This window comes from Pseudomonas hamedanensis, from assembly GCF_014268595.2.
Taxonomy (GTDB): domain Bacteria; phylum Pseudomonadota; class Gammaproteobacteria; order Pseudomonadales; family Pseudomonadaceae; genus Aquipseudomonas; species Aquipseudomonas hamedanensis.
This window is the reverse complement of record NZ_CP077091.1, coordinates 5277909-5297702: the sequence shown is the minus strand read 5'-3', so window position 1 is coordinate 5297702 and position 19794 is coordinate 5277909. Positions and strand designations below refer to the sequence as shown.

Below are 19794 nucleotides of genomic sequence, written 5' to 3'. Positions count from 1 at the left end.
CACTTGCCCTCATCAGTCACCGTCGTTGGCGTTGAAGCCCAGTTGGATGCCCAGCGCCTTGGCCAGCTCGCCTTCATGCAGGCGATGGACGACGTTGAGGCTGTCGTAGATGTCGTTGAGCTGCTGGCGACCGGCGTCGTCCTGAAGCATTTCAGTCAGCGAACGCTGGGTGCTGTCAAACAGCTTCAGCGACGCGGCATAAGCGGCGTCGATCTTGTCCGCCAGCGGCTTCTGCTCGGCGGGCAACAGACCGCGCAGACCTTTGTTGTCGACGCCTTCCCAGACGGTTTTGGCGGCGGCAAGGCTGGCTTCCAGCGCCGTCAGCGACGACTGGCTGCGCCACGCATCGGCCTGGAACGGTTGCGGCACGCCTTTGCTCTGACGGCCCATCGGCGTGCCGAGTTTTTTCTTCAAGGTGTCCAGCGCTGTCACTTGTACGCGCAGCAGATCGGCGATCGCTTCGTGGGAGTCGGCATAGCGCTGGTTAGGGAATTTGCTCATCTGCGCGAGCATGCCGTCGGTGTTGTTCCAGCCTTGCAGGATCTCTTCGGCCAGTTGCTTCTGACGTTCGCCGATGGCGATCAGCAGCGGGCAGTACTTGGCTTTCTGCGCCTCGTTGGCGACGTCAGGCTTGGCGTCGAACAGGATGTATTCGTAGGCCGACAGGCCTTGCACCACGACGCTGGATTTGGCCAGGGCGGCGGCATCGATCTGCGGCTGGGCGCTGACCAATTGCTCGACCTGACGGCCGACGAGGTTTTTCTTGTCCGGCCAGAACTGCACCTGCCACGAACGGTTGCCTTCGGCCAGCGGGCCGATCAGCAGCGGTTGCAGCTCGGCCCAGGCTTTCTGCGCATGCAGGAAATCGGCGCGGGCGGTTTCCAGGGTTTCCTTGCCCTGGCAGTAGGCGAGGGCGCTGACCGCCAGTTGCTTGTCGGCTTCGACCCAGCGGGTGTAGGTCGGCAGGATCACCGATTTGGCGATGGCCGCCGAGGTGACCGCTTGCGGATCCTGCGGCGAGCAGGCGCCGAGGGCGAGCGCGGCAAGGCTGGTGAACAGTAACTTGGGACGGAACATGTCGGGCTCCCGATGCTTTTTCAGAATTTAAAGTGAGTTCAGAAACGCCAGCAGCGCAGCGCGTTGCTCGGCATTGAAAGACAAAACCTGTTGCTGCGCCGCCGTCGCTTCGCCGCCATGCCACAGCACGGCTTCGAGCAGATTGCGGGCGCGACCGTCATGCAAGAATTGCGTGTGGCCACTGACCGCTTGCGTCAGGCCGATCCCCCACAACGGCGGCGTGCGCCAGTCGCGGCCGGAAGCCTGGAACTCACTGCGGTGGTCGGCCAGACCTTCGCCCATGTCATGCAGCAGCAAATCGCTGTACGGACGAATCACCTGGTTGGCCAGTTCGGGTTCGGCGGCATTGGCGGCGGTGGTGTATTTCGGCGTATGGCACGACTGGCAACCCGCCTGGAAGAACAGATTCTTGCCGGCCAGCACCTGCGGATCGCCGACGCCACGGCGCGCCGGGACCGCCAGGTTGCGGCTGTAGAACAGCACCAGCCGCAGGATGTTATCGCTGACTTCCGGTTCGCCGTCCGGACCGTTGCCGTTCGGCGCCTGTTTGCAGGCGGTTTGCGCGTCGGTGCAGTCGTCGAACGGCCGCAGGCTGGTGGTCAGGCCCATGTCACCAGAGAACGCGTGAACGTTCTGTTGATTGAGGTTCGGTTGTCCGGCCTTCCAGCCGAATCGACCGATGACGGTTTTCTGTAACTGATCATCCCAGACCCGGTTGGGCCGACCGTTGATGCCGTTTTTCGCCTTGGCCTGGGCAGCGGCGTTGGCAAGGATCGCTTCTTCCGGGATGGCTTCGAGCAGGCCCAGGCCGATCATCGGCGGCGCGACCCGCGCGGAGAAACGTGTGTCCGGGTGCATCGGACCGTAACCGAGCTGAGTGATCTGCAGCGTCGGCTTGCGCAGCTCGATCTCGGTGCCATCCTTGAAGCGCACCGGCACCGGCGTGTAGTCGACCCGCACTTTGCCTTCCGGGGCGACACCGGGCACGGCCATGTCCTGGAACTGTCCGCCATAGACCGGCTCCGGCACCACGCCGAGCTGCTCGATGACCTTGGCATAGGGCGGCGCGTCGGGAATCGACAGGCGCACCAGCATCGACACCGCATTGGTTGCATCAGGTGCGGGCGGATGACCGCGACCGTCCTTGATGTGGCAGTTCTGGCAGGCGTTGGTGTTGAAGAGTGGGCCGAGACCGTCGCGCGCAGTGGTGGTCGATGGCGCGATCACCCAAGGGCTGCGAAAGAAGCTGTTGCCGACACTGAAATCCACCCGCCGTGACGGCGGCAGGTTGGCCGAGGGCAGGGAGAAGGCGTTCTGATCGCTCTTGCGCACGGTCGCTGCACCGCCCGAACGCGCTTCACCGGGCTCGGCCTCGGTAAAACGCGGGGCGTCATCGCAGGCACTCAGGCCCAGGGCCAGCAACAGTGCGGACAAGCGAAGCGGCAACGACGGCATCAGACATCCTGCAAACGGGCGAAAACAAAGGCGCAAAGTCTAACAGGGCGAGGGGGATTGAATAAGAGGAATTATCGTTTGCTTGATACAACGCAAATCTGCAGACCGATGTAAAACCCCTGTAGGAGTGAGCCTGCTCGCGATAGCGGTGTCTCAGTTACGAATTCATCAACTGACAGTCTCCTATCGCGAGCAGGCTCACTCCTACAGGGGGCGATGAACATCAGACATTTAGTGGTGATCCCACAAGGATCAGTGGTGCGGCAGGTATGAAAAAGGCGACCCGAAGGTCGCCTCTTTTTGACGCGCACGCTTCGATCAGAACTCGTGATCGGCATTGTCCGGGTTCAGGTCGCTGATGCCCAGTTTGCCAGCCGCGGCTTCGATCGAGCCGGTCTGCTTGACCAGTGCGGCGATGGCGTCGCGAACGATCTGGTTGCCAGCGGTGTTGCCGGCAGCGATCAACTGGTCGTAGTGCTCACCCTTGTTGGCGTGATCGACCATGACCTGGATTTTCGCTTCGGTCGCGGCCAGATCGGCTTTCAGTGCGCTGTCGGCGGCCGGGTCGGCCTTGGCCACCAGCGACGACAGGCTGGCGCCGGTCAGCTTGGTGCCGTCCACACGGGTGTACTCGCCCAGATAAACGTTACGGATACCCTTGGCGTCGTAGAAGTGCGAGTAGTGGGTGTTGTCGCTGAAGCAATCCTGTTCGTCTTCAGGCGAGTTGGCTTCCAGGGAAACCTTCATGCGCTCGCCGGCCAGTTCACCCAGCGACAGGCTGCCCATGCCGAAAAGCATTTTGCGCAGGCCGCTTTCGCCAGGCTCGGCTTCCAGGGTGGCGCGATAGTTGTCGGCCACGTTCGGTTTCCAGTTGCCGACCATTTCTTCCAGATCGCTGACCAGCAGTTGGGTCACGGCTTTGAGATAGGCACGACGACGCTCGTTGTGACCGCCAGTGGCGCCGGCGCCTTCCAGGTAGTCCGAGGCCGGACGGTTGCCAGCGCCAGGGCCGGTGCCGTTGAGGTCCTGGCCCCAGAGCAGGAATTCGATGGCGTGGTAGCCGGTGGCGACGTTGGCTTCGGAGCCGCCCAGCTCGTTGAGGCTGGCGAGTTTCTCCGCGGTGATGTCTTTGACGTCGACCTTGTCTTCGCCGACCTGGACTTCGGTGTTGGCGATGATGTTGGCGGTGGCACCCGGGTTACCCAGTGCGTGCTCGTAGGATTTGTCGACGTAGTCGATCAGGCCTTCGTCCAGCGGCCAGGCGTTAACCTGACCTTCCCAATCGTCAATGATGGTGTTGCCGAAACGGAACACTTCGCTTTGCAGATACGGTACGCGTGCGGCGACCCAGGCAGCCTTGGCGGCTTTCAGGGTGTCGGCGTTCGGTTTGGCGAGGAACGCGTCGATGGCGCTCTGCAGGGTTTTCGCGGTGGATTCGGCATCGCTGTAGACGGCGAAGACCATGTCGGCGTAGTGCGCGACCACAGCCTTGGCCGCGGCGTCGTCGACTTTACCGGCAGCAGGAGCAGGCGTAGCGGCAGGGGCTGGAGCAGCGCTGCTGGAAGCCGGCGTCATCTCTGAGGCTTTTTCTTTGTCCTTGCCTTCGCCGCAACCGGCGAGGGAAATAGCGATGGCCAGCAGACTGGCGGTAGCCAGAGGCATACGAATCATGGCGAACATCCTGCTTCGGTAGTTGAGTGGACTGGCGCCGGGGGCGCGCAAAACTGCGACATAATGCAAATCTTTCGCATTATGTGTAAAGGGAGTGTCTGGAAATATTTCTTATTTGCGCTTAAAGATCAAAAGATCGCAGCCTCGTTGCCCTGTAGGAGCTGTCGAGTGAAACGAGGCTGCGATCTTCTGCTTTTATAAAATAGCCGCATTGCTGCGTTGGGCCTGCTTGAGATAAGCCGTCAGCTCCCGCGCCGGCAACGGTTTGCTGTAGTGATAACCCTGACCTTCATGGCAACCTTCGGAAATGATGTAAGACTCCTGCTCCGCGGTTTCCACGCCTTCGGCAATCACCTGCATGCCCAGACTCTTGCCCAGTTGAATGATCGCGCGAACGATGGTCGCGTCATCGTCGTCATCGAGCAGATCCTGGACAAAGCTCTTGTCGATCTTGATCTTGTCCAGCGGCAGGCTTTTCAGATAGCTCAACGATGAATAGCCAGTGCCGAAGTCATCGATGGCGATCAACGCACCGGAGCGGCGCAGGCTCAGCAGGTGCTGGGCGGCGGTGGTGATGTCTTCCATCAGGCCGGTTTCGGTGACTTCCAGTTCGAGGCTGCGCGGCGGCAGGCGGTACATCTGCAACAGGTTGTTGACCACTCGTGGCAACTCGGCGTGATGCAGTTGCACGGTCGACAGGTTGACCGCCATGCGCAGGTCGACAAAGCCCTGGTCGTGCCAGTCGCGCAATTGCTTGCAAGCCTGGTCGAGCACCCATTCGCCGATGGCAATGATGGTGCCGTTCTGTTCGGCCAACGGAATGAACAGGTCCGGCGGTACCAGGCCATGTTCCGGGTGCTGCCAGCGGATCAGCGCCTCGACGCCGACCACGCGGTGATCGCGGTAGCTGATCTGAGGCTGATAGACGAGATAGAACTGGTCGCGGATCAACGCATCGCGCAGGTCTTTTTCCAGTTCACGGCGGCGACGCATCTCGCTGTCGACGCTGGCGATGTAAAACTGATAGCGATTGCGCGACCGGGTCTTGGCCAGCGTCATGGTCTGCTCGGCTTTTTGCAACAGCTTCTCGGTACTGTCGCCGTCCTCCGGAAACAGGGTGATGCCAATGGTCGCGCGCAGGCGGATCTCCTGATGATCGAGGGCAAACGGTGCCTCAAGGTCATCGAGAATACTTTGTGCCAGTTCGGCGGCTTCGTACGGCTGCTCAATGTCGGCCTGCACCAGCGCGAACTGGTCGCCACCGAGGCGGGCGAGGGCGCCCAGGCGTCCGCTGTGGGCGCGCAGGCGATCGGCCAGGGCCAGCAGCAATTGGTCGCCGGTCTGGTAGCTGAACTGCTCGTTGATGCCTTTGAAATCATCCAGCCCTACGCACAGCACGGCGACGCGTCGTTGCAGCTTGCCGGCGTCGACCAGAATCTTGTCCAGTTGTTGCTGCAGCTGCTGGCGGTTCGGCAGGCCGGTGAGGAAGTCGTACTGGGCCATGCGCAGCAGGCTGTTTTCCGCCTCGTGGCGCAAATGGGTGTTGCGTTCTATGGACTCGAGCAACTGGTTGGCGGTGTTGATCCACAGTCCCAACTCGTTTTTTTCGTGGCCCTTGATCTGTGGAATCTTGTGTTCGCTGGGACGATCCGGATTGATCTCGGTGAGGTGCTCGATGATGCGCGACAGCGGTTTGGTCAGCAGCCAGTGATAGACCAGATACAACACCAGCCCCAAGGCCAGCGCGCGCAGTACCCCGGAAATGAAAATGATCACCGAGCTGACGATGAATCCTTCGCCATAGGTGGCGGTGTCGAGGGTGATGCTCAGGTCGCCGTAATACTCGCTGTACGGCCCGCGCCCCACCAATTGGGTGGTGAAGGTGCGTTCCTGGCCAAGAATAAGGTCGGTCAGCCAGCGGCTGTTGGAATGCTGCAGGTCGCGGGATTTCTGCGCGAGCATGGCTTCGTTGGGATGGCCGATGGACGCCTGACGCACTGCATCATCCTGAAACAGGCCTTCGATCACTTGCATGCCCATTTCCCGGTCCAGGCTGTAAACGGCTTGGGTCGAGGGATCGCGGAACATGTCGAGGATGCGTTCGGCGTCGCCGGCCACCGCCTGGCGGGTTTTATAGGCATCGAACACAATCTGCGCGCAGCTCAAGACTACGCCGACGATCAATGCCGACAGGAGCACGACCCGGAGCAACTTCACCGACAAGCTGTTCTTGAGTTCCAGCTTCAAAGGGGTATTCCTTGTTCCGTGCGGGTAGCGTCAAGTTGCCATGAGTATTGGCAATCCCGTGGTGGCAGTCAAAGGGACAATCGGGCCGAGCAGGATTTGACTGAGGTCTGGCCGCCATACTGCCTTTGGAGTATTAGCTCTGAATTCACTGTGTCGGTAATGGTCGCCCTCAACTTGAGCGCAGCGAAGGATATTTTTGACTGATGGTAGTGCGCTGTGACGCCTTGGCAAACGGCGCGAAGCTGCTTTTGGCGTAGGATAATCACCCGGCGCGGGCATAAAAAAACCCGGCAAAGCCGGGTTTTTGTCTGGCGCGCAGCTTAAGCGGTGAAGGTTTTGCCTTCGAACTGCTCAGCGACGAACTTCCAGTTGACCAGGTTCCAGAACGCTTCAACGTACTTTGGACGCAGGTTGCGGTAGTCGATGTAGTAAGCGTGTTCCCAGACGTCGCAGGTCAGCAGTGGGGTGTCGCCGCTGGTCAGCGGGTTGCCGGCGCCGATGGTGCTGGCCAGGGCCAGGGAACCGTCAGCCTTTTTCACCAGCCAGCCCCAGCCGGAACCGAAGGTGCCGATCGAGGTTTTGCTGAACTCTTCCTTGAACTTGTCGAACGAACCGAAGGCTGCGTTGATGGCATCTGCCAGTGCGCCGGTTGGCTGACCGCCGGCGTTTGGCGCCAGGCAGTTCCAGTAGAAGGTGTGGTTCCAGACCTGAGCGGCGTTGTTGAAGATGCCGCCCGAGGAAGTCTTGACGATTTCTTCCAGGGTCTTGCCTTCGAACTCAGTGCCTGGCACCAGGTTGTTCAGGTTCACGACATAGGTGTTGTGGTGCTTGTCGTGGTGAAATTCCAGGGTTTCCTTGGAAATGTGCGGCTGCAGGGCATCGTGTGCGTAAGGCAGCGGCGGCAATTCGAAAGCCATGATGATTCTCCTAATCAGGTCTGTTGCGGTGAGCGCAAGGCCGATCACGGGCGGCCAGAAATGCACCGGCGAGTTTTTACTCTTTGCGGCGCAGGGTTCGGATCATAGCACCGGGGTTGCGGCTTAACCACGCAACAACTGTGTGGGATAGAGGTTCCAGAGCGCTTTGGAATAAATCACGAGGCCAATATCAACTGCCCTGCAACCGTGAACATCATCAGCGCCACGAGCAGATCGAGGATGCGCCAGGTACTCGGGCGGGCCAGCCACGGCGCCAGCCATGCCGCGCCCAGTGCCAGAGTGAAAAACCACAGCAGCGATGCACTCGCCGCGCCGACCACATAAGCGCCGGGTACCGATTGCTGCGCGCCAAGCGAGCCGATCAGCAATACCGTATCGAGATAAACGTGGGGGTTGAGCAATGTCACCGCCAAAGCGCTGAGCATTACTGCGCGCAGCGAGCGCACGGTCTGGTTTTCACCTTGCTCAAGGCTCTGTTTCGCGCAGGCCCGACGCAGTGCCTGGCTGCCATACCAGATCAGAAACGTCGCGCCGCCCCAGCGGGCAATCGCCAGCAATGTCGGATTCTGCGCCAGGATCGTCGCCAAACCGAACACCCCGGCGGCAACCAGCAACGCATCACACACAACGCACAGCGCCGCCACCGGCAGGTGGTGCTCGCGGCGCAGGCTCTGGGCAAGCACAAAAGCGTTCTGCGTGCCGATCGCCATGATCAGCCCGAACGCCACCAACAGACCGTTCACATAGCTTTGCCACATAAGGTTCACTCCGCGTTCGCTGCGAGGTCGCGCAGCACGTGCATGGCACGTTCGGCGTCGGCCTGGCCGACAAACAAATGGTCGTGGTAGTAACCGGCGATCACGTTGCAGCTGATGCCAGCCTCGCCCAATGCCGTGGCGAAGGCGGCGGTCAGGCCCACCGCTTGCAGCGCCGAATGCACGTTCAAGGTGATCCACGCGGCGACGTAGTCGAAGCTCAAACCGGCCTGTTCGGCGTCGGAGCGCTTGAGAATGACCGTCAGGCCTTCCTGTTCACGGAAGCTGCCGATGAGCTCCAGGCCGGTTGGCAACTGAGCGTCGGGCAAGGTGCAGAACACGTATTCACCGCTGTTGAGTTGCGGGCTCATGCTGCGCAGCAGCGTTGAGAGTGAGGTTTCGCCGGCCATGAAAGGAATCCTTGAGAGAGTGCTTGCTGGCTATTCTCTGGGCGAACGCTGTATAAGAAAAACCAATATTGATGATCGCCCATTAGGAAAACTGATGTTCGACTACAAATTGCTTTCCGCCCTGGCCGCGGTGGTCGAGCAAGCCGGTTTCGAACGGGCCGCGCAGGTTCTCGGCCTGTCGCAATCGGCGATCTCGCAGCGGATCAAACTGCTGGAGGCACGTGTCGGTCAGCCGGTGTTGATTCGCGGTACGCCTCCGGCGCCAACCGAGATCGGCCGGCGCCTGCTCAACCACGTGCAACAGGTGCGTTTGCTTGAGCGTGACTTGCAGACGCTGGTGCCGGCACTGGACGAAGAGGGGCTGCCGGAGCGTTTGCGCATCGCCTTGAACGCCGACAGCCTGGCGACGTGGTGGGCGCAAGCCGCGGGCGACTTTTGCGCGCAACAGCATTTGCTGCTCGACCTGATCGTCGAGGACCAGACCGTCGGCCTCAAACGCATGCGTGCTGGCGAAGTGGCCGCCTGCCTGTGTGCCAGCGAACGGCCGGTGGCCGGCGCCCGCAGCGTGTTGCTCGGGGCGATGCGTTATCGCGCGCTGGCCAGCCCGGCGTTCATCGAACGGCATTTTCCCGAGGGGGTGCGCGCTGAACAGTTGCCACGCACCCCGGCACTGGTGTTCGGCCCGGACGATTTTCTACAGCATCGTTACCTCGCTGCCCTCGGCGTGGATGGCGCTTTCGAGCATCATTTGTGCCCGTCCTCGGAGGGTTTCATCCGCCTGACGGAAGCCGGGCTCGGCTGGGGCCTGGTGCCGGAGCTGCAAGTGCGCGAGCAACTGCAACGCGGCGTGCTGCGTGAATTGTTGCCAGATAAACCGATCGATGTGCCGTTGTACTGGCATCATTGGCGCAACGGCGGGCAGTTGCTCAACCAACTGACTGAGCAATTGGTGCGCTCATCCAGGCAATGGCTAGTGGCTTGAAGGCAGCTGCGAGCGTCAAGCTGCAAGCGGCAAGAACAAGCACCGTTTCAACTTGCAGCTGAAAGCTCGTAGCTTGCAGCTGCTTTCCTGGAGTTTTTGATGAAAATTTTGGTTACCGGCGCAAGCGGCTTCATTGGCGGACGCTTTGCGCGTTTCGCTTTGGAGCAGGGCCTGGAGGTGCGGGTCAACGGTCGCCGGGCCGAGAGTGTCGAGCACCTGGTGCGCCGTGGCGCCGAGTTCGTTCCCGGTGACTTGACCGATGCGGGGCTGGCGCGCGATCTGTGCAGCGACGTCGACGCCGTGGTGCATTGTGCCGGCGCCGTTGGGCTGTGGGGCCGTTACGAAGATTTTCATCAGGGCAACGTGCAAGTCACCGAAAACATTGTCGAGGCGTGCCTGAAGCGACGGGTGCGGCGCCTGGTGCACCTGTCGTCACCGTCGATCTATTTCGATGGCCGCGACCACTTCAATCTGACCGAAGAACAAGTGCCCAAGCGCTTCAGGCATCCTTATGCAGCGACCAAATACCTGGCGGAACAAAAGGTGTTCGGCGCGCAGGAATTCGGCCTCGAAACCATTGCCTTGCGCCCGCGCTTCGTCACCGGTGCCGGCGACATGAGCATCTTCCCGCGCCTGCTGAACATGCAGCGCAAGGGCCGGCTGGCGGTCATCGGCGATGGCTTGAACAAAGTCGATTTCACCAGCGTGCAGAACCTCAACGAAGCCATGCTCAGCAGTCTGCTGGCCGCAGGCTCAGCGTTGGGCAAGGCCTACAACATCAGCAACGGCGCGCCGGTGCCGCTGTGGGATGTGGTCAATTACGTGATGCGCAGGATGGAGGTGCCACAGGTCAGCCGGTATCGGTCCTACGCGCTGGCCTACAGCGTCGCGGCGCTCAACGAAGGCGCGTGCAAACTGTGGCCGGGGCGTCCGGAGCCGACGCTGTCGCGGCTGGGCATGCAGGTCATGCACAAAAATTTCACCCTCGACATCAGCCGCGCCCGGCATTATCTGGATTACGATCCGAAAGTCAGCCTGTGGACGGCCCTCGACGAGTTCTGCGGCTGGTGGAAAGCTCAGGACGTTCGCTGAAACCGGTTGAAACGAATCGGCTGGCCGGCAATGAACCGCGCCGCCGGTTGAGGGTCAATGCCTGCGGCTGCGGCGGTTATACTTCGCAGCATTTAGCCATCACCGCGTTTCACAAAGGTTGCCTCAATGTCCATGCGTAACGATGCCCACGACGACGATTTCGATAACGTGCCGAGCCTGCGCGCCGACCCCTTCGACGACGATGACATTGCGCCCGACGCACGTACCACCGTGCGCTCGCGCAGCGCGCCTGTGGTCAAGGTCAAGGCCGCCAGTACCGGGCCGCTGTGGGCACTGGTCGGGGCGCTGTTCTTCGCTTTCATCGGCCTGGCGTGGTGGAGCTTCCAGCAGATTTCCCTGATGGAGCAGCAACTGGTCGCGACCCAGGAGAGCTTTGCGCGCATCAGCGAAGAAGCGGCCGGACGTCTGCAGGATATTTCCGGCAAGGTCGTGGCCAGCCAGACCAACGTCACCAGCGATAGCGAAGCGTTGAAATTGCAGATCAGGCAACTCGAGGGCAAGCTGCTTGATCAGAGCAAACAGCAGCAGGGCGTGGCCGGGCAGGCCAGCGATCTGGACAAGCGCCTGGCGCAGATGACCGCGCAGACCACCGAACAGCAGAACGCCAATGCTCAATTGCAGGCACAGGTCAAAGCGCTGAGTGCCGAACTGGCGGCGATCAAAAGCACCCCGGCCGATACCAGCAAGGTCGATGCGCAGTTGAAAGCCTTCGACGCGCAATTCAAGAGCCTTGGCGCCGATATCGCCGCGCTGAAGAAGCAGGGCAATCCAAGTGCAGCGATTGATCGTCTGGAGCAGGACATCGTCGTGCTCAAAAGCCAGCAGGACAACCGCCCGGCGACTCCGCCGGGAGGCGGCAATACGGCTGAGTTCGATGCGTTCCGTGCGCAGATGACGCGCAACCTCAATACGTTGCAGGCGCAGATTCAGAATTTGCAGCAGCAGATCAACGCCCGCCCGTAAGGACTGATCCGTTGTCTGGGGGGCTTTGTGGCGAGGGGATTTATCCCCGCTGGGCTGCGAAGCAGCCCCAAGGCCTGTCACCGCCACCGTTAAGGCAAACGCGTCAGGATTGCGACGGCTGCGCCGCCGAACGGGGATAAATCCCCTCGCCACAGAGGGCGGCAACTTCTGGATTCATCTTCAACCGCCGTCCAACCCCAAGCCGTCTACGCTCTTGAAACACCAACAAGAACGAGGGATGCGCTATGGGGTTTTTGCATAAAGTGGCCTGGCTCGGCCTGATGCTGCTCGCCGGTTTTGGCCAGGCCAGCGCCGCGACCACCGACAAGAACGACAGCCAGGCCGCCATCGCCTTGCTGGAAAAAGCCCTGGCTTACTATCACGAAAACGGCGACAAGGCCTTTGCCGCGTTCAGCCGTCAGGGTGAGTTCGTCGACAAGGATCACTACGTGTTCGTACTCGACACCAAAGGCGTCATGCTCGCCAGCGGCGGACCGTCGTCGGCGTTGATTGGCCGCGATGTCAGCGAAGTGCTCGGGCCGGATCTGCAAAAAGCTTTCAAGGAGGCGCTGAAAGTGCCGGAAGGCAACGGCATTCAGCAGGCCGAGTATCGTTGGCAAAACTGGGCCGACGGCAAGGTCGAGCGCAAACATGTGTTTTATCAGCGTGTCGGCCAGCGGATTCTGGCGGTGGGCTATTACCTGCCACGGGCTTCCGCCGAACAGGCAAGGGCGCTGCTGGATAAAGCCGCGACGGATCTCACCAAGGACGAGAAGGGCACGCTGATCGCGATCAACTCGCTCAAGGGCGGTTACTTGCAAGATGATCTGTATGTGTTCGTCGTCGACCTCAACACTCGGCGTTACGTTGCTCACGGCACCAACCTGCGCTTGATCAACACCGACTTCGGCAAGGTCAAGGATCCGCAGGGCAAACCGGTGGGCGAGCCTATTCTGGCGTTGATCGGCAAACAGGATGAAGGCGAATACGAATACCGCTGGAACAATCCGGTGACTGGCAAGGTCGAGGACAAGCATGCGTACCTGAAGAAGGTCGGGCATTTCCTCGTCGCGGTGGGTTACTACAGCCCTTGAGCGAAACACCTTACCCTGTCTGATCGTTCCCACGCTCTGCGTGGGAATGCCTCAACGGACGCTCTGCGTTCGGCTTGGAAGGGACGCAGAGCGTCCCGGGCTGCATTCCCACGCAGAGCGTGGGAACGATCGGTACAGGAGGCTCATTTCGCGCCGTGCTCGCGCCCGCGCAGCAGATTGTTCGGCATGGCAATGGCCGCCGCCAGGCCGAGCAGCGACACCGCCGCGCTGACGCACAGCAAATGCCGGAACGTCACCAGCAGGTCCGCGCGCAAGGCGTTCTGCGCGTCGCCGGGCGCAGCGTTGAGACCGTCCAGCAGGACGTTGCCCGAATGCCCTTCGCTCATCAGCGAACTGCCTGCCAGCTGTGCAAAACCTGAGTCCTGCAGCAGCGCCAGTAACAGCGCCGACATCAGCGCCACGCCCATCGCGCCGCCCAGTGAGCGGAACAGGTTGGTGGTGCTGGTCGCCACGCCAATGTCGCGTTGCTCCACCGAATTCTGCGTGCCGACCAGCGAGGTCGGGAACTGCATGCCGCCGGCAATGCCGCTGAGCAACATGAACAAGCCGCTGAGCAGTGTCGCCTCTGGCGCACTGAAGGCCATGCCAAGAATCGAGATCGGCATCAGGATCGCGCCGCTGAGGATCTGTGGTTTGTAGCGCCCGGTGATCGAGGTGCGGCGACCGGCAAAATAGGCGCCGATCGGCAGTCCCATCGCCAACGGCAGCAAGTGCAGTGCCGCGCTGTCCGCGCCAGCACCGGTGACGCTTTGAAAGCGCAGAGGCATCAACACGATCAATGAAATCGCCTGGAAACTGGTGAAGAAAATCGTGCACCAGCACAGCAGGGCGTTGCGGTTGGCGAACAGGTGCATCGGCAACAAAGGTTCCCGCGCCCGCCGTTCGTGCCAGACAAATATCGCCAGGACCAGCACCGCACAGGCCAGCAATCCGAGCACTTCACGGCTGCGCCACGAATGTCCCTGACCGACCTCGGTGATACCGAGCAGCAGCGCCGTCAGGCCGATGATCATCAGCACCGTGCCGAGGTAATCGATCACCGGTTTGCGCTGCGGAATCGGCAAGCCGCGCAGGTTACGCCGCGCCACCCACCAGGCGCCGAGGCCCAGCGGCAGGTTGATCAGAAACACCCAGCGCCACGACAGGTATTCGGTCATGTAACCGCCCAGCACCGGGCCGGCCACGCTGGCCACCGCGTACATGCTGCTGAAGTAGCCCTGATAGCGTCCGCGTTCACGCGGCGGCACGATGTCGCCGATGATCGCCTGACTCACCGAAATCATCCCGCCGGCGCCGATGCCCTGGACAATCCGCGCCAGCACCAATTGCTCCATGCTTTGCGCCATGCCGCAGAGCAGCGAGGCTAGGGTGAACAGCCCCATGCCGAACAGCATCAGTTTGCGCCGCCCGTACAGGTCGCCGAGCTTGCCGTAGATCGGCACTGCCACCGTCATCGCCACCATGTACCCGGAAATCACCCAGGCCAGCAGGCTGACGTCCTTGAATTGTGCGGAGATGGCGGGCATCGATACGGCGACGATGGTCTGGTCCAGCGCGCCGAGAAAGATTGCCATCATCAGCGCGACCAGCACGCTGCGAATGGCCGGTTTAGGCGTTTCAGGCTGATTGAGAGTGGTCACGGAAAACCTGCGGGCAGTGATTGACCCGCGGGCGGGGCGAGCGGGTGAGTGCTCGCCACTATAAGTCGATAGCAGGCTATTCGATAGCCTCGTATGGAAGCCCGACGTAATTTTCTGCAATGGTTTTTCGCCCGGCTTCGGAGCTGACAAAGTAGTCCAGCTCCGAAGCGCTGATGCGCTGGCTGAACGCATCGTGCTCCTCGAACCGATGCAACATCGAGGTCATCCACCAGGAAAACCGCTCGGCTTTCCAGACCCGGCGCAGGCAGATTTCCGAATATTTGTGCAACAGATCGCTGCGGCCGTCGCGGTACACCTTCAGCAGGATATTGAACAGCGTGCTGACGTCGCTGGCCGCCAGATTCAAGCCCTTGGCGCCGGTGGGCGGAACGATGTGCGCCGCATCGCCGACGAGAAACAGGCGCCCGTACTGCATGGGCTCGACGACGAAGCTGCGCAGCGGTGCGATGCTTTTTTCAATCGACGGGCCGGTCACCAGTTTTTCTGCAAGCGCCACGGGCAAGCGCTTTTTCAGCTCATCCCAGAAGCGTTGATCGCTCCAGTTTTCGACCTGTTCATCGGCCGGTACTTGCAGGTAATAGCGGGTGCGCGTGGCCGAACGCATGCTGCACAAGGCGAATCCGCGCTCGTGGCGGGCGTAGACCAGTTCGTCGTGGACCGGCGGCGTGTCGGCCAGAATGCCCAGCCAGCCGAACGGATAAACCCGCTCGAACACCTGCAGGCAATCGGCAGGAATCGACTGCCGGGCGACGCCGTGAAAACCGTCGCAACCGGCGATGTAATCGCAATCGACGCGCCAGGTTTCACCGTCCTTTTCGAAGGTGACGAACGGCTCGTCGCTTTTCATGCCGTGGGGAACCACGTTGCCGGCCTGGTAAATCGTCGTCGCGCCGGCCTCCCGACGAGCGGCCATCAGGTCGCGGGTGACTTCGGTCTGACCGTAGATCATCACGCGCTTGCCGCCGGTCAACGAGTGCAGGTCGATGTGCACTTGTCGCCCGTCCAGGGCCAGGTCAAATCCTCCGTGAACCAAACCTTCAGCGTCCATGCGCTGACCCACGCCGGCCTGCCGCAACAGCTCTACCATGCCTTGTTCAAGTACGCCGGCGCGGATGCGGCCGAGGACATAGTCAGGTGTCTGCCGCTCGAGGATGAGCGTGTCGATCCCGGCGTTGTGCAGCAACTGACCGAGGAGTAAACCGGACGGACCGGCACCGATAATGGCGACTTGGGTTTTCAGCGTTTTCATTGTTTTTATGACTCGCAAGCTTCACGCGGCAAACACCGGTGAATGATATTTATGGATCGAGTGCTTGCATTTTTCCCTTGCGGGTCTGTCAATTGAAGGTGAAAACTGAGCCGATACCTGTACTTTCTGCCAATCGGTGCGATTATCGCCCATAACCCCGAGGCCTGGATTGAAGTGATGAACAAGCCTGACCTGCCTTCGATTCCCGTGTTCAAGCTCTACGGTGAAAGCCTCGACTGGCCGACCCCTGACTTGCTGCACTGTGAAACCATTTCCTCGCGCAGCCGCGAACATCAATGGGAAATCAAACCCCACCGCCACGCGGACCTGTGCCAGTTGCTGTTCGTGTTCAAGGGGCAGGCGCAGCTCGAAATCGAAGGGCAGTGCACGCAGCTTCAAACCCCGGCGATTCAGGTGCTGCCACCGTTGTCGGTGCACGGCTTTCGGTTTTCCGAAGATGTCGAAGGGTTCATCGTCACCCTCGCCACACCGCTGATCAACCACTTGCAGGCGCAGCTGGGCGATTCGGTGCAGGCGCTGGCCCGCGCCGAACACTACGCGGCCGGCGCTGACGGCGATTACCTCAACAGCCTGTTTACAGCGTTGCAGGCCGAGTACAACGGCCATCAACCGGCGCGGGAAATGCTCATGCATTCGCTGGTCAGCGTGATCATGGTCTGGGTCAGCCGTCAGGCAATCGTCCGGCACAAGGCCAGCCAGCGGCCGCAACGCCAGCGCGAATACCTCAATGGCTTTATTCAGTTGGTAGAAGAGACGTATCGCCAGCATGTGAAGGTCGAAGACCTCGCCCATCGCCTGGGCATTTCCGTATCGCACCTTAACGGCACCTGCCGGGAACTGGCCGGGCAGCCGGCGTTGCAGATCATGCACGAACGCCAGCTCCTGGAAGCCAAGCGCCTGCTGACCTACACCAGCATGACGATTTACGAGATGTCGGAGCTGTTGGGATTTTCCGATCCGACCAACTTCACGCGGCTGTTCCGGCGGCGGGTGGGGATTTCGCCAAAGGCGTTTCGCGACCGGTTGAAGGCCGAGCAATAATTTGTGCGTCGCGGCGGACCCTCTGTAGGAGTGAGCCTGCTCGCGATAGCGGAGTGTCAGTCAAATCAACTCTGGCAGCCACACCGCTATCGCGAGCAGGCTCACTCCTACAGTTGAAAATCAGCGCAGCGCGTTGAGCGTCGCATTGTGCGGAATACACCGCTCATAGTTGCAACTGGCATATTCGCGGGGCAGTTGTCGCAACTGCTCGACCCGCCAGGCAGCGGTGCCGTACAGCGCCAGCGTGGCAGCGCAGGTGATGAAAATCGCGACGTATCTTCTTGTTTTGATGTTCATGGTGTTCGACCTCTGAACGTCTACCTTGCGGTATTACTTTCAGCATAGGTCAGCGGCGAGCACTTTCCAGCGACTGCGCTCAAGGATTTACCCGGCTATTCAGCACACTGATGAATCCCTGTAGGAGTGAGCCTGCTCGCGATAGTGATATTTCTGTCAGCATTGAGGTGACTGACACACCGCTATCGCGAGCAGGCTCACTCCTACAGGGATCCGGTTTACAAGGCTTCATCCCAGGCGGGATTTTCGGGGAAGCGCTGGACAAGAAAGTCGAGCATGCTACGCAGCGCCGCCGGCATGTGTTTGCGCGAGGCATAGACCGCATAGATGCTCAGCTGCCGCGGCTCGGCATGGGGCAGCAAGCGCAGCAGTTCACCGTTGTGAATCGGCCCGCCGGCCAGATAGGTCGGCAGCATCGCGACCCCGGCGCCGGCCAGCGTCGCGCGCAACAAGGTACTGGCTTCGTTGGCGCTGATGTTGCCCTGTACCGGCACCGAAACAGGTTCGCCATTCTCTTCGAAATGCCACAGGCTTTTACCGAAGTAGGAATGCGTCAGGCAGTTATGGCGGCTGAGTTCCTCGACCCGTGATGGCGTCGGATGCTCAAGCAGATACGCCGGCGCCGCGCAGATTACCGAGCGACACGCGGTCAGGCGTCGGGCGATCAGGTTGGGATCCAGATCATTGCTGGTGCGGATCGCCAGGTCGATGCGCTCATCCACCAGGTTCACCGTGCGGTCGAGCATTTGCAGGTCGATGCTCACCCCGGGGTAGAGTTTGACGTAGGCCGCCATCGCATCGGCCAGTTGCGCCTGGCCGAACGAGGTGCTGACACTGATCCGCAGCAGCCCGCGCGGGGTGTCCTCGGGTTCGCTGACGGCGGCCTGCATGTCGCTGGACAAATCGAGCATCTGCCGACAGCGCGGAAGGATCTCACTGCCGGCAGCGGTCAGGCTCAATTTGCGCGTGGTGCGGTGCATCAGGCGTGCGCCGACCCAGTCTTCCAGCTCCGCCAGATAACGCGAAACCACCGGCCGCGACAGTTCCAGATGATCGGCCGCCGCCGATTGGCTGCCCAGATCGACGACAGTGACAAACACCCGCATTGCTTGGAGACGATCCATGATTTGCCCGCTTTCAGAAACAAACTATGTTCAAGCATCGCATTTTTTGTACTGAGTCAGGCAACTAAGCTCTGTCCCATCGCCAGACACGGCATTCGGACCTCGGAGCACCCCATGATCGGCTTCACTTTTTTCAAACGCGTTCTGCTCGCCACTGCCTCGCTGGGGTTCGCGGCGCATGCCGCCGCGGCCAGCCTGAGCCTGGACGTCTACAACCCGGGCGCTGCGGCGATTTTTCCGGTGACCTCGGTGCTGGTCAGTGGCGAGAAAGAGGCCATTCTGGTCGATGCGCAATTCGGCAAGGCCCAGGCGGAACAGGTCGTGGAAAAGATTCGCGCCAGCGGCAAGCACCTGACCACGATCTACATCAGCCATGGCGATCCGGATTACTACTTCGGCCTCGACACCCTGACCCGCGCCTTCCCGGACGCCAAGGTCCTCGCATCGCAGCCGACCGTGGATCACATCAAGCAGACCGTCGCCGGCAAACTCGCCTTCTGGGGCCCGAAAATGGGCGCTGACGTGCCGGCAAGAACCATCGTGCCGGGCGTGCTCAAGGGCGACAGCCTGATGCTCGAAGGACAGAAGTTGCAGGTGATCGGCCTTGACGGCAAGCAGCCGGACCGCAGCTTCGTGTGGATTCCGTCGCTCCAGGCCGTGGTCGGTGGCGTGGTGGTCGCCGAGAACATTCATGTGTGGATGGCCGACACGCAAACCGCGCAATCCCACGCCGACTGGCTGCACACCTTGCACGCGATCGAAGCCCTGAAGCCGAAAACCGTCGTGCCGGGCCATTACCTGGGTGACAGCAGCCGCTCGCTGGCCAGCGTGAAATTCACTGCCGATTACATCAAGGCCTTCGATGCCGAAACCGCCAAGGCCAAAGACGCCGCTGCGCTGATCGCGGCGATGAAAAAGCGTTACCCGCAACTCGGCGAAGAAAGCTCGCTGGAACTGAGCGCGAAAGTCGCCAAGGGCGAAATGCAGTGGTAGGCCCATCATTGAAAACGCAGCACTCTCAAGCCAACTGGAGAATGTCATGAGCAAGATCGCAATCATTGGTGCCACCGGACGTGCCGGCAGCCAATTGCTGGAAGAAGCCCTGCGCCGCGGCCATAGCGTTACGGCCATCGCCCGCGACACCTCGAAGATCGGCGCCCGCGCCGGTGTGGTCAGCAAAAATGTCGATGTACTGAATGCCGCGGCGCTGCAAGACGCGGTGGCCGGTCACGATGTGGTGATCACCGCTGCGCATTTCGCCACTGTGCCGGCGTCGGCGATTGTCGGACCAGTGAAACAGGCGGGGGTGAAGCGTTTGCTGGTGGTCGGTGGTGCCGGTTCGCTGTTGTTGCCGGATGACACGCGAGTGATCGACAGTGCGGGTTTCCCCGCCGAATACAAAGCGGAAGCCAGCGCGGGGGCGGCGTTTCTTGAGGCGTTGCGTCAGGAAAAGGAACTGGACTGGACGTTCCTGTCGCCGTCGGCAGAGTTTGTCGAAGGTGCGCGCAGCGGCACCTTCCGTGTCGGCCAGGACCACCTGCTGGTGAGTGGCGAGGGGCGCAGCTGGATTACCTTTGCCGATTACGCGATTGCGTTGATTGACGAGGTGGAAACACCGAAGCATTCGCGGCAGCGTTATACCGTCGGTTACTAAGACCAGGCACCGTTCATTTGT

Annotated in this window: 18 protein-coding genes; 7 read left to right on the top strand and 11 right to left on the bottom strand. The window is 61.0% G+C overall.

Features of this window, described 5'->3' with window-relative positions:
- Positions 1 to 12 precede the first annotated feature (12 nt).
- The 7 genes from HU739_RS23115 to HU739_RS23085 all read right to left on the bottom strand — a co-directional run bounded on the left by HU739_RS23115 (position 13) and on the right by HU739_RS23085 (position 8553).
- Positions 13 to 1077 carry an imelysin family protein gene (locus HU739_RS23115; RefSeq protein ID WP_186550084.1) on the bottom strand — a complete coding sequence of 355 codons (1065 nt, stop codon included), beginning with the start codon at positions 1075 to 1077 and terminating at the stop codon, positions 13 to 15.
- Positions 1078 to 1104: 27 nt separating this feature from the next.
- Positions 1105 to 2532 carry a di-heme oxidoreductase family protein gene (locus HU739_RS23110; protein ID WP_186550086.1) on the bottom strand — a complete coding sequence of 476 codons (1428 nt, stop codon included), beginning with the start codon at positions 2530 to 2532 and terminating at the stop codon, positions 1105 to 1107.
- A gap of 318 nt (positions 2533 to 2850) precedes the next feature.
- Positions 2851 to 4203 (bottom strand): imelysin family protein, encoded by a 1353-nt coding sequence (locus tag HU739_RS23105; protein ID WP_186550088.1) that lies wholly within the window; start codon positions 4201 to 4203, stop codon positions 2851 to 2853.
- A 195-nt stretch (positions 4204 to 4398) separates the two neighbouring features.
- Entirely contained in the window at positions 4399 to 6450 is a 2052-nt protein-coding gene (locus HU739_RS23100) for a putative bifunctional diguanylate cyclase/phosphodiesterase (RefSeq protein WP_186550090.1), read from the bottom strand.
- Between the two features lie 320 nt (positions 6451 to 6770).
- Complete coding sequence (locus HU739_RS23095) at positions 6771 to 7367, bottom strand: superoxide dismutase (RefSeq protein WP_016773431.1); 597 nt, start codon at positions 7365 to 7367, stop codon at positions 6771 to 6773.
- Positions 7368 to 7543: 176 nt separating this feature from the next.
- Positions 7544 to 8146, bottom strand: coding sequence for a LysE/ArgO family amino acid transporter (locus tag HU739_RS23090; RefSeq protein WP_186550092.1), 603 nt, complete (start codon positions 8144 to 8146; stop codon positions 7544 to 7546).
- 5 nt (positions 8147 to 8151) lie between these two features.
- A complete protein-coding gene (locus tag HU739_RS23085) occupies positions 8152 to 8553 on the bottom strand; it encodes an ACT domain-containing protein (protein ID WP_186550094.1) in 402 nt (133 codons plus the stop codon).
- A gap of 94 nt (positions 8554 to 8647) precedes the next feature.
- On the opposite strand from HU739_RS23085, the gene HU739_RS23080 reads away from it, so the two are divergent.
- From HU739_RS23080 to HU739_RS23065, 4 genes are all read left to right on the top strand, one after another.
- Positions 8648 to 9535: a LysR family transcriptional regulator ArgP gene (locus tag HU739_RS23080; RefSeq protein ID WP_186550096.1), complete on the top strand. Its 888-nt coding sequence runs from the start codon at positions 8648 to 8650 to the stop codon at positions 9533 to 9535.
- 99 nt (positions 9536 to 9634) lie between these two features.
- The gene (locus HU739_RS23075; RefSeq protein WP_186550098.1) at positions 9635 to 10627 is read left to right on the top strand and encodes an NAD-dependent epimerase/dehydratase family protein; all 993 of its coding nucleotides are present in this window, start codon (positions 9635 to 9637) and stop codon (positions 10625 to 10627) included.
- A 126-nt stretch (positions 10628 to 10753) separates the two neighbouring features.
- Complete coding sequence (locus HU739_RS23070) at positions 10754 to 11611, top strand: ATPase (RefSeq protein WP_186550100.1); 858 nt, start codon at positions 10754 to 10756, stop codon at positions 11609 to 11611.
- 245 nt (positions 11612 to 11856) lie between these two features.
- Positions 11857 to 12705 carry a cache domain-containing protein gene (locus tag HU739_RS23065; protein ID WP_186550102.1) on the top strand — a complete coding sequence of 283 codons (849 nt, stop codon included), beginning with the start codon at positions 11857 to 11859 and terminating at the stop codon, positions 12703 to 12705.
- Positions 12706 to 12848: 143 nt separating this feature from the next.
- On the opposite strand, the gene HU739_RS23060 is transcribed toward HU739_RS23065, so the two are convergent.
- Both HU739_RS23060 and pobA read right to left on the bottom strand, forming a co-directional pair.
- Positions 12849 to 14366, bottom strand: coding sequence for an MDR family MFS transporter (locus tag HU739_RS23060; protein WP_186550104.1), 1518 nt, complete (start codon positions 14364 to 14366; stop codon positions 12849 to 12851).
- 76 nt (positions 14367 to 14442) lie between these two features.
- On the bottom strand, positions 14443 to 15627 hold the full coding sequence (gene pobA, locus HU739_RS23055; RefSeq protein ID WP_407681966.1) for a 4-hydroxybenzoate 3-monooxygenase: 1185 nt from the start codon (positions 15625 to 15627) through the stop codon (positions 14443 to 14445).
- A 186-nt stretch (positions 15628 to 15813) separates the two neighbouring features.
- Between pobA and HU739_RS23050 the strand changes: the two genes are divergently transcribed.
- Entirely contained in the window at positions 15814 to 16698 is an 885-nt protein-coding gene (locus HU739_RS23050; protein WP_186550108.1) for a helix-turn-helix domain-containing protein, read from the top strand.
- A gap of 120 nt (positions 16699 to 16818) precedes the next feature.
- Here the strand turns inward: HU739_RS23050 and HU739_RS23045 are convergent, their stop codons facing one another.
- The gene (locus HU739_RS23045) at positions 16819 to 16995 is read right to left on the bottom strand and encodes a hypothetical protein (protein ID WP_178113631.1); all 177 of its coding nucleotides are present in this window, start codon (positions 16993 to 16995) and stop codon (positions 16819 to 16821) included.
- A 218-nt stretch (positions 16996 to 17213) separates the two neighbouring features.
- Complete coding sequence (locus tag HU739_RS23040) at positions 17214 to 18119, bottom strand: LysR family transcriptional regulator (protein WP_202884243.1); 906 nt, start codon at positions 18117 to 18119, stop codon at positions 17214 to 17216.
- A 114-nt stretch (positions 18120 to 18233) separates the two neighbouring features.
- Between HU739_RS23040 and HU739_RS23035 the strand changes: the two genes are divergently transcribed.
- Positions 18234 to 19112 carry an MBL fold metallo-hydrolase gene (locus tag HU739_RS23035; RefSeq protein ID WP_186550110.1) on the top strand — a complete coding sequence of 293 codons (879 nt, stop codon included), beginning with the start codon at positions 18234 to 18236 and terminating at the stop codon, positions 19110 to 19112.
- A gap of 46 nt (positions 19113 to 19158) precedes the next feature.
- Positions 19159 to 19773: an NAD(P)-dependent oxidoreductase gene (locus HU739_RS23030; RefSeq protein WP_186550112.1), complete on the top strand. Its 615-nt coding sequence runs from the start codon at positions 19159 to 19161 to the stop codon at positions 19771 to 19773.
- Positions 19774 to 19794 lie beyond the last annotated feature (21 nt).

Bases quoted from the DNA above. Each gene is read 5' to 3' on its own strand.
- HU739_RS23030 (WP_186550112.1), top strand. From the start codon at position 19,159: ATGAGCAAGATCGCAATCATTGGTGCCACCGGACGTGCCGGCAGCCAA.
- HU739_RS23050 (WP_186550108.1), top strand. From the start codon at position 15,814: ATGAACAAGCCTGACCTGCCTTCGATTCCCGTGTTCAAGCTCTACGGT.
- HU739_RS23085 (WP_186550094.1), bottom strand. From the start codon at position 8,553: ATGGCCGGCGAAACCTCACTCTCAACGCTGCTGCGCAGCATGAGCCCG.
- HU739_RS23110 (WP_186550086.1), bottom strand. From the start codon at position 2,532: ATGCCGTCGTTGCCGCTTCGCTTGTCCGCACTGTTGCTGGCCCTGGGC.
- HU739_RS23095 (WP_016773431.1), bottom strand. From the start codon at position 7,367: ATGGCTTTCGAATTGCCGCCGCTGCCTTACGCACACGATGCCCTGCAG.
- HU739_RS23040 (WP_202884243.1), bottom strand. From the start codon at position 18,119: ATGGATCGTCTCCAAGCAATGCGGGTGTTTGTCACTGTCGTCGATCTG.
- HU739_RS23080 (WP_186550096.1), top strand. From the start codon at position 8,648: ATGTTCGACTACAAATTGCTTTCCGCCCTGGCCGCGGTGGTCGAGCAA.
- HU739_RS23065 (WP_186550102.1), top strand. From the start codon at position 11,857: ATGGGGTTTTTGCATAAAGTGGCCTGGCTCGGCCTGATGCTGCTCGCC.
- HU739_RS23075 (WP_186550098.1), top strand. From the start codon at position 9,635: ATGAAAATTTTGGTTACCGGCGCAAGCGGCTTCATTGGCGGACGCTTT.
- HU739_RS23035 (WP_186550110.1), top strand. From the start codon at position 18,234: ATGATCGGCTTCACTTTTTTCAAACGCGTTCTGCTCGCCACTGCCTCG.
- HU739_RS23045 (WP_178113631.1), bottom strand. From the start codon at position 16,995: ATGAACATCAAAACAAGAAGATACGTCGCGATTTTCATCACCTGCGCT.
- HU739_RS23070 (WP_186550100.1), top strand. From the start codon at position 10,754: ATGTCCATGCGTAACGATGCCCACGACGACGATTTCGATAACGTGCCG.
- HU739_RS23090 (WP_186550092.1), bottom strand. From the start codon at position 8,146: ATGTGGCAAAGCTATGTGAACGGTCTGTTGGTGGCGTTCGGGCTGATC.
- HU739_RS23105 (WP_186550088.1), bottom strand. From the start codon at position 4,203: ATGATTCGTATGCCTCTGGCTACCGCCAGTCTGCTGGCCATCGCTATT.
- HU739_RS23115 (WP_186550084.1), bottom strand. From the start codon at position 1,077: ATGTTCCGTCCCAAGTTACTGTTCACCAGCCTTGCCGCGCTCGCCCTC.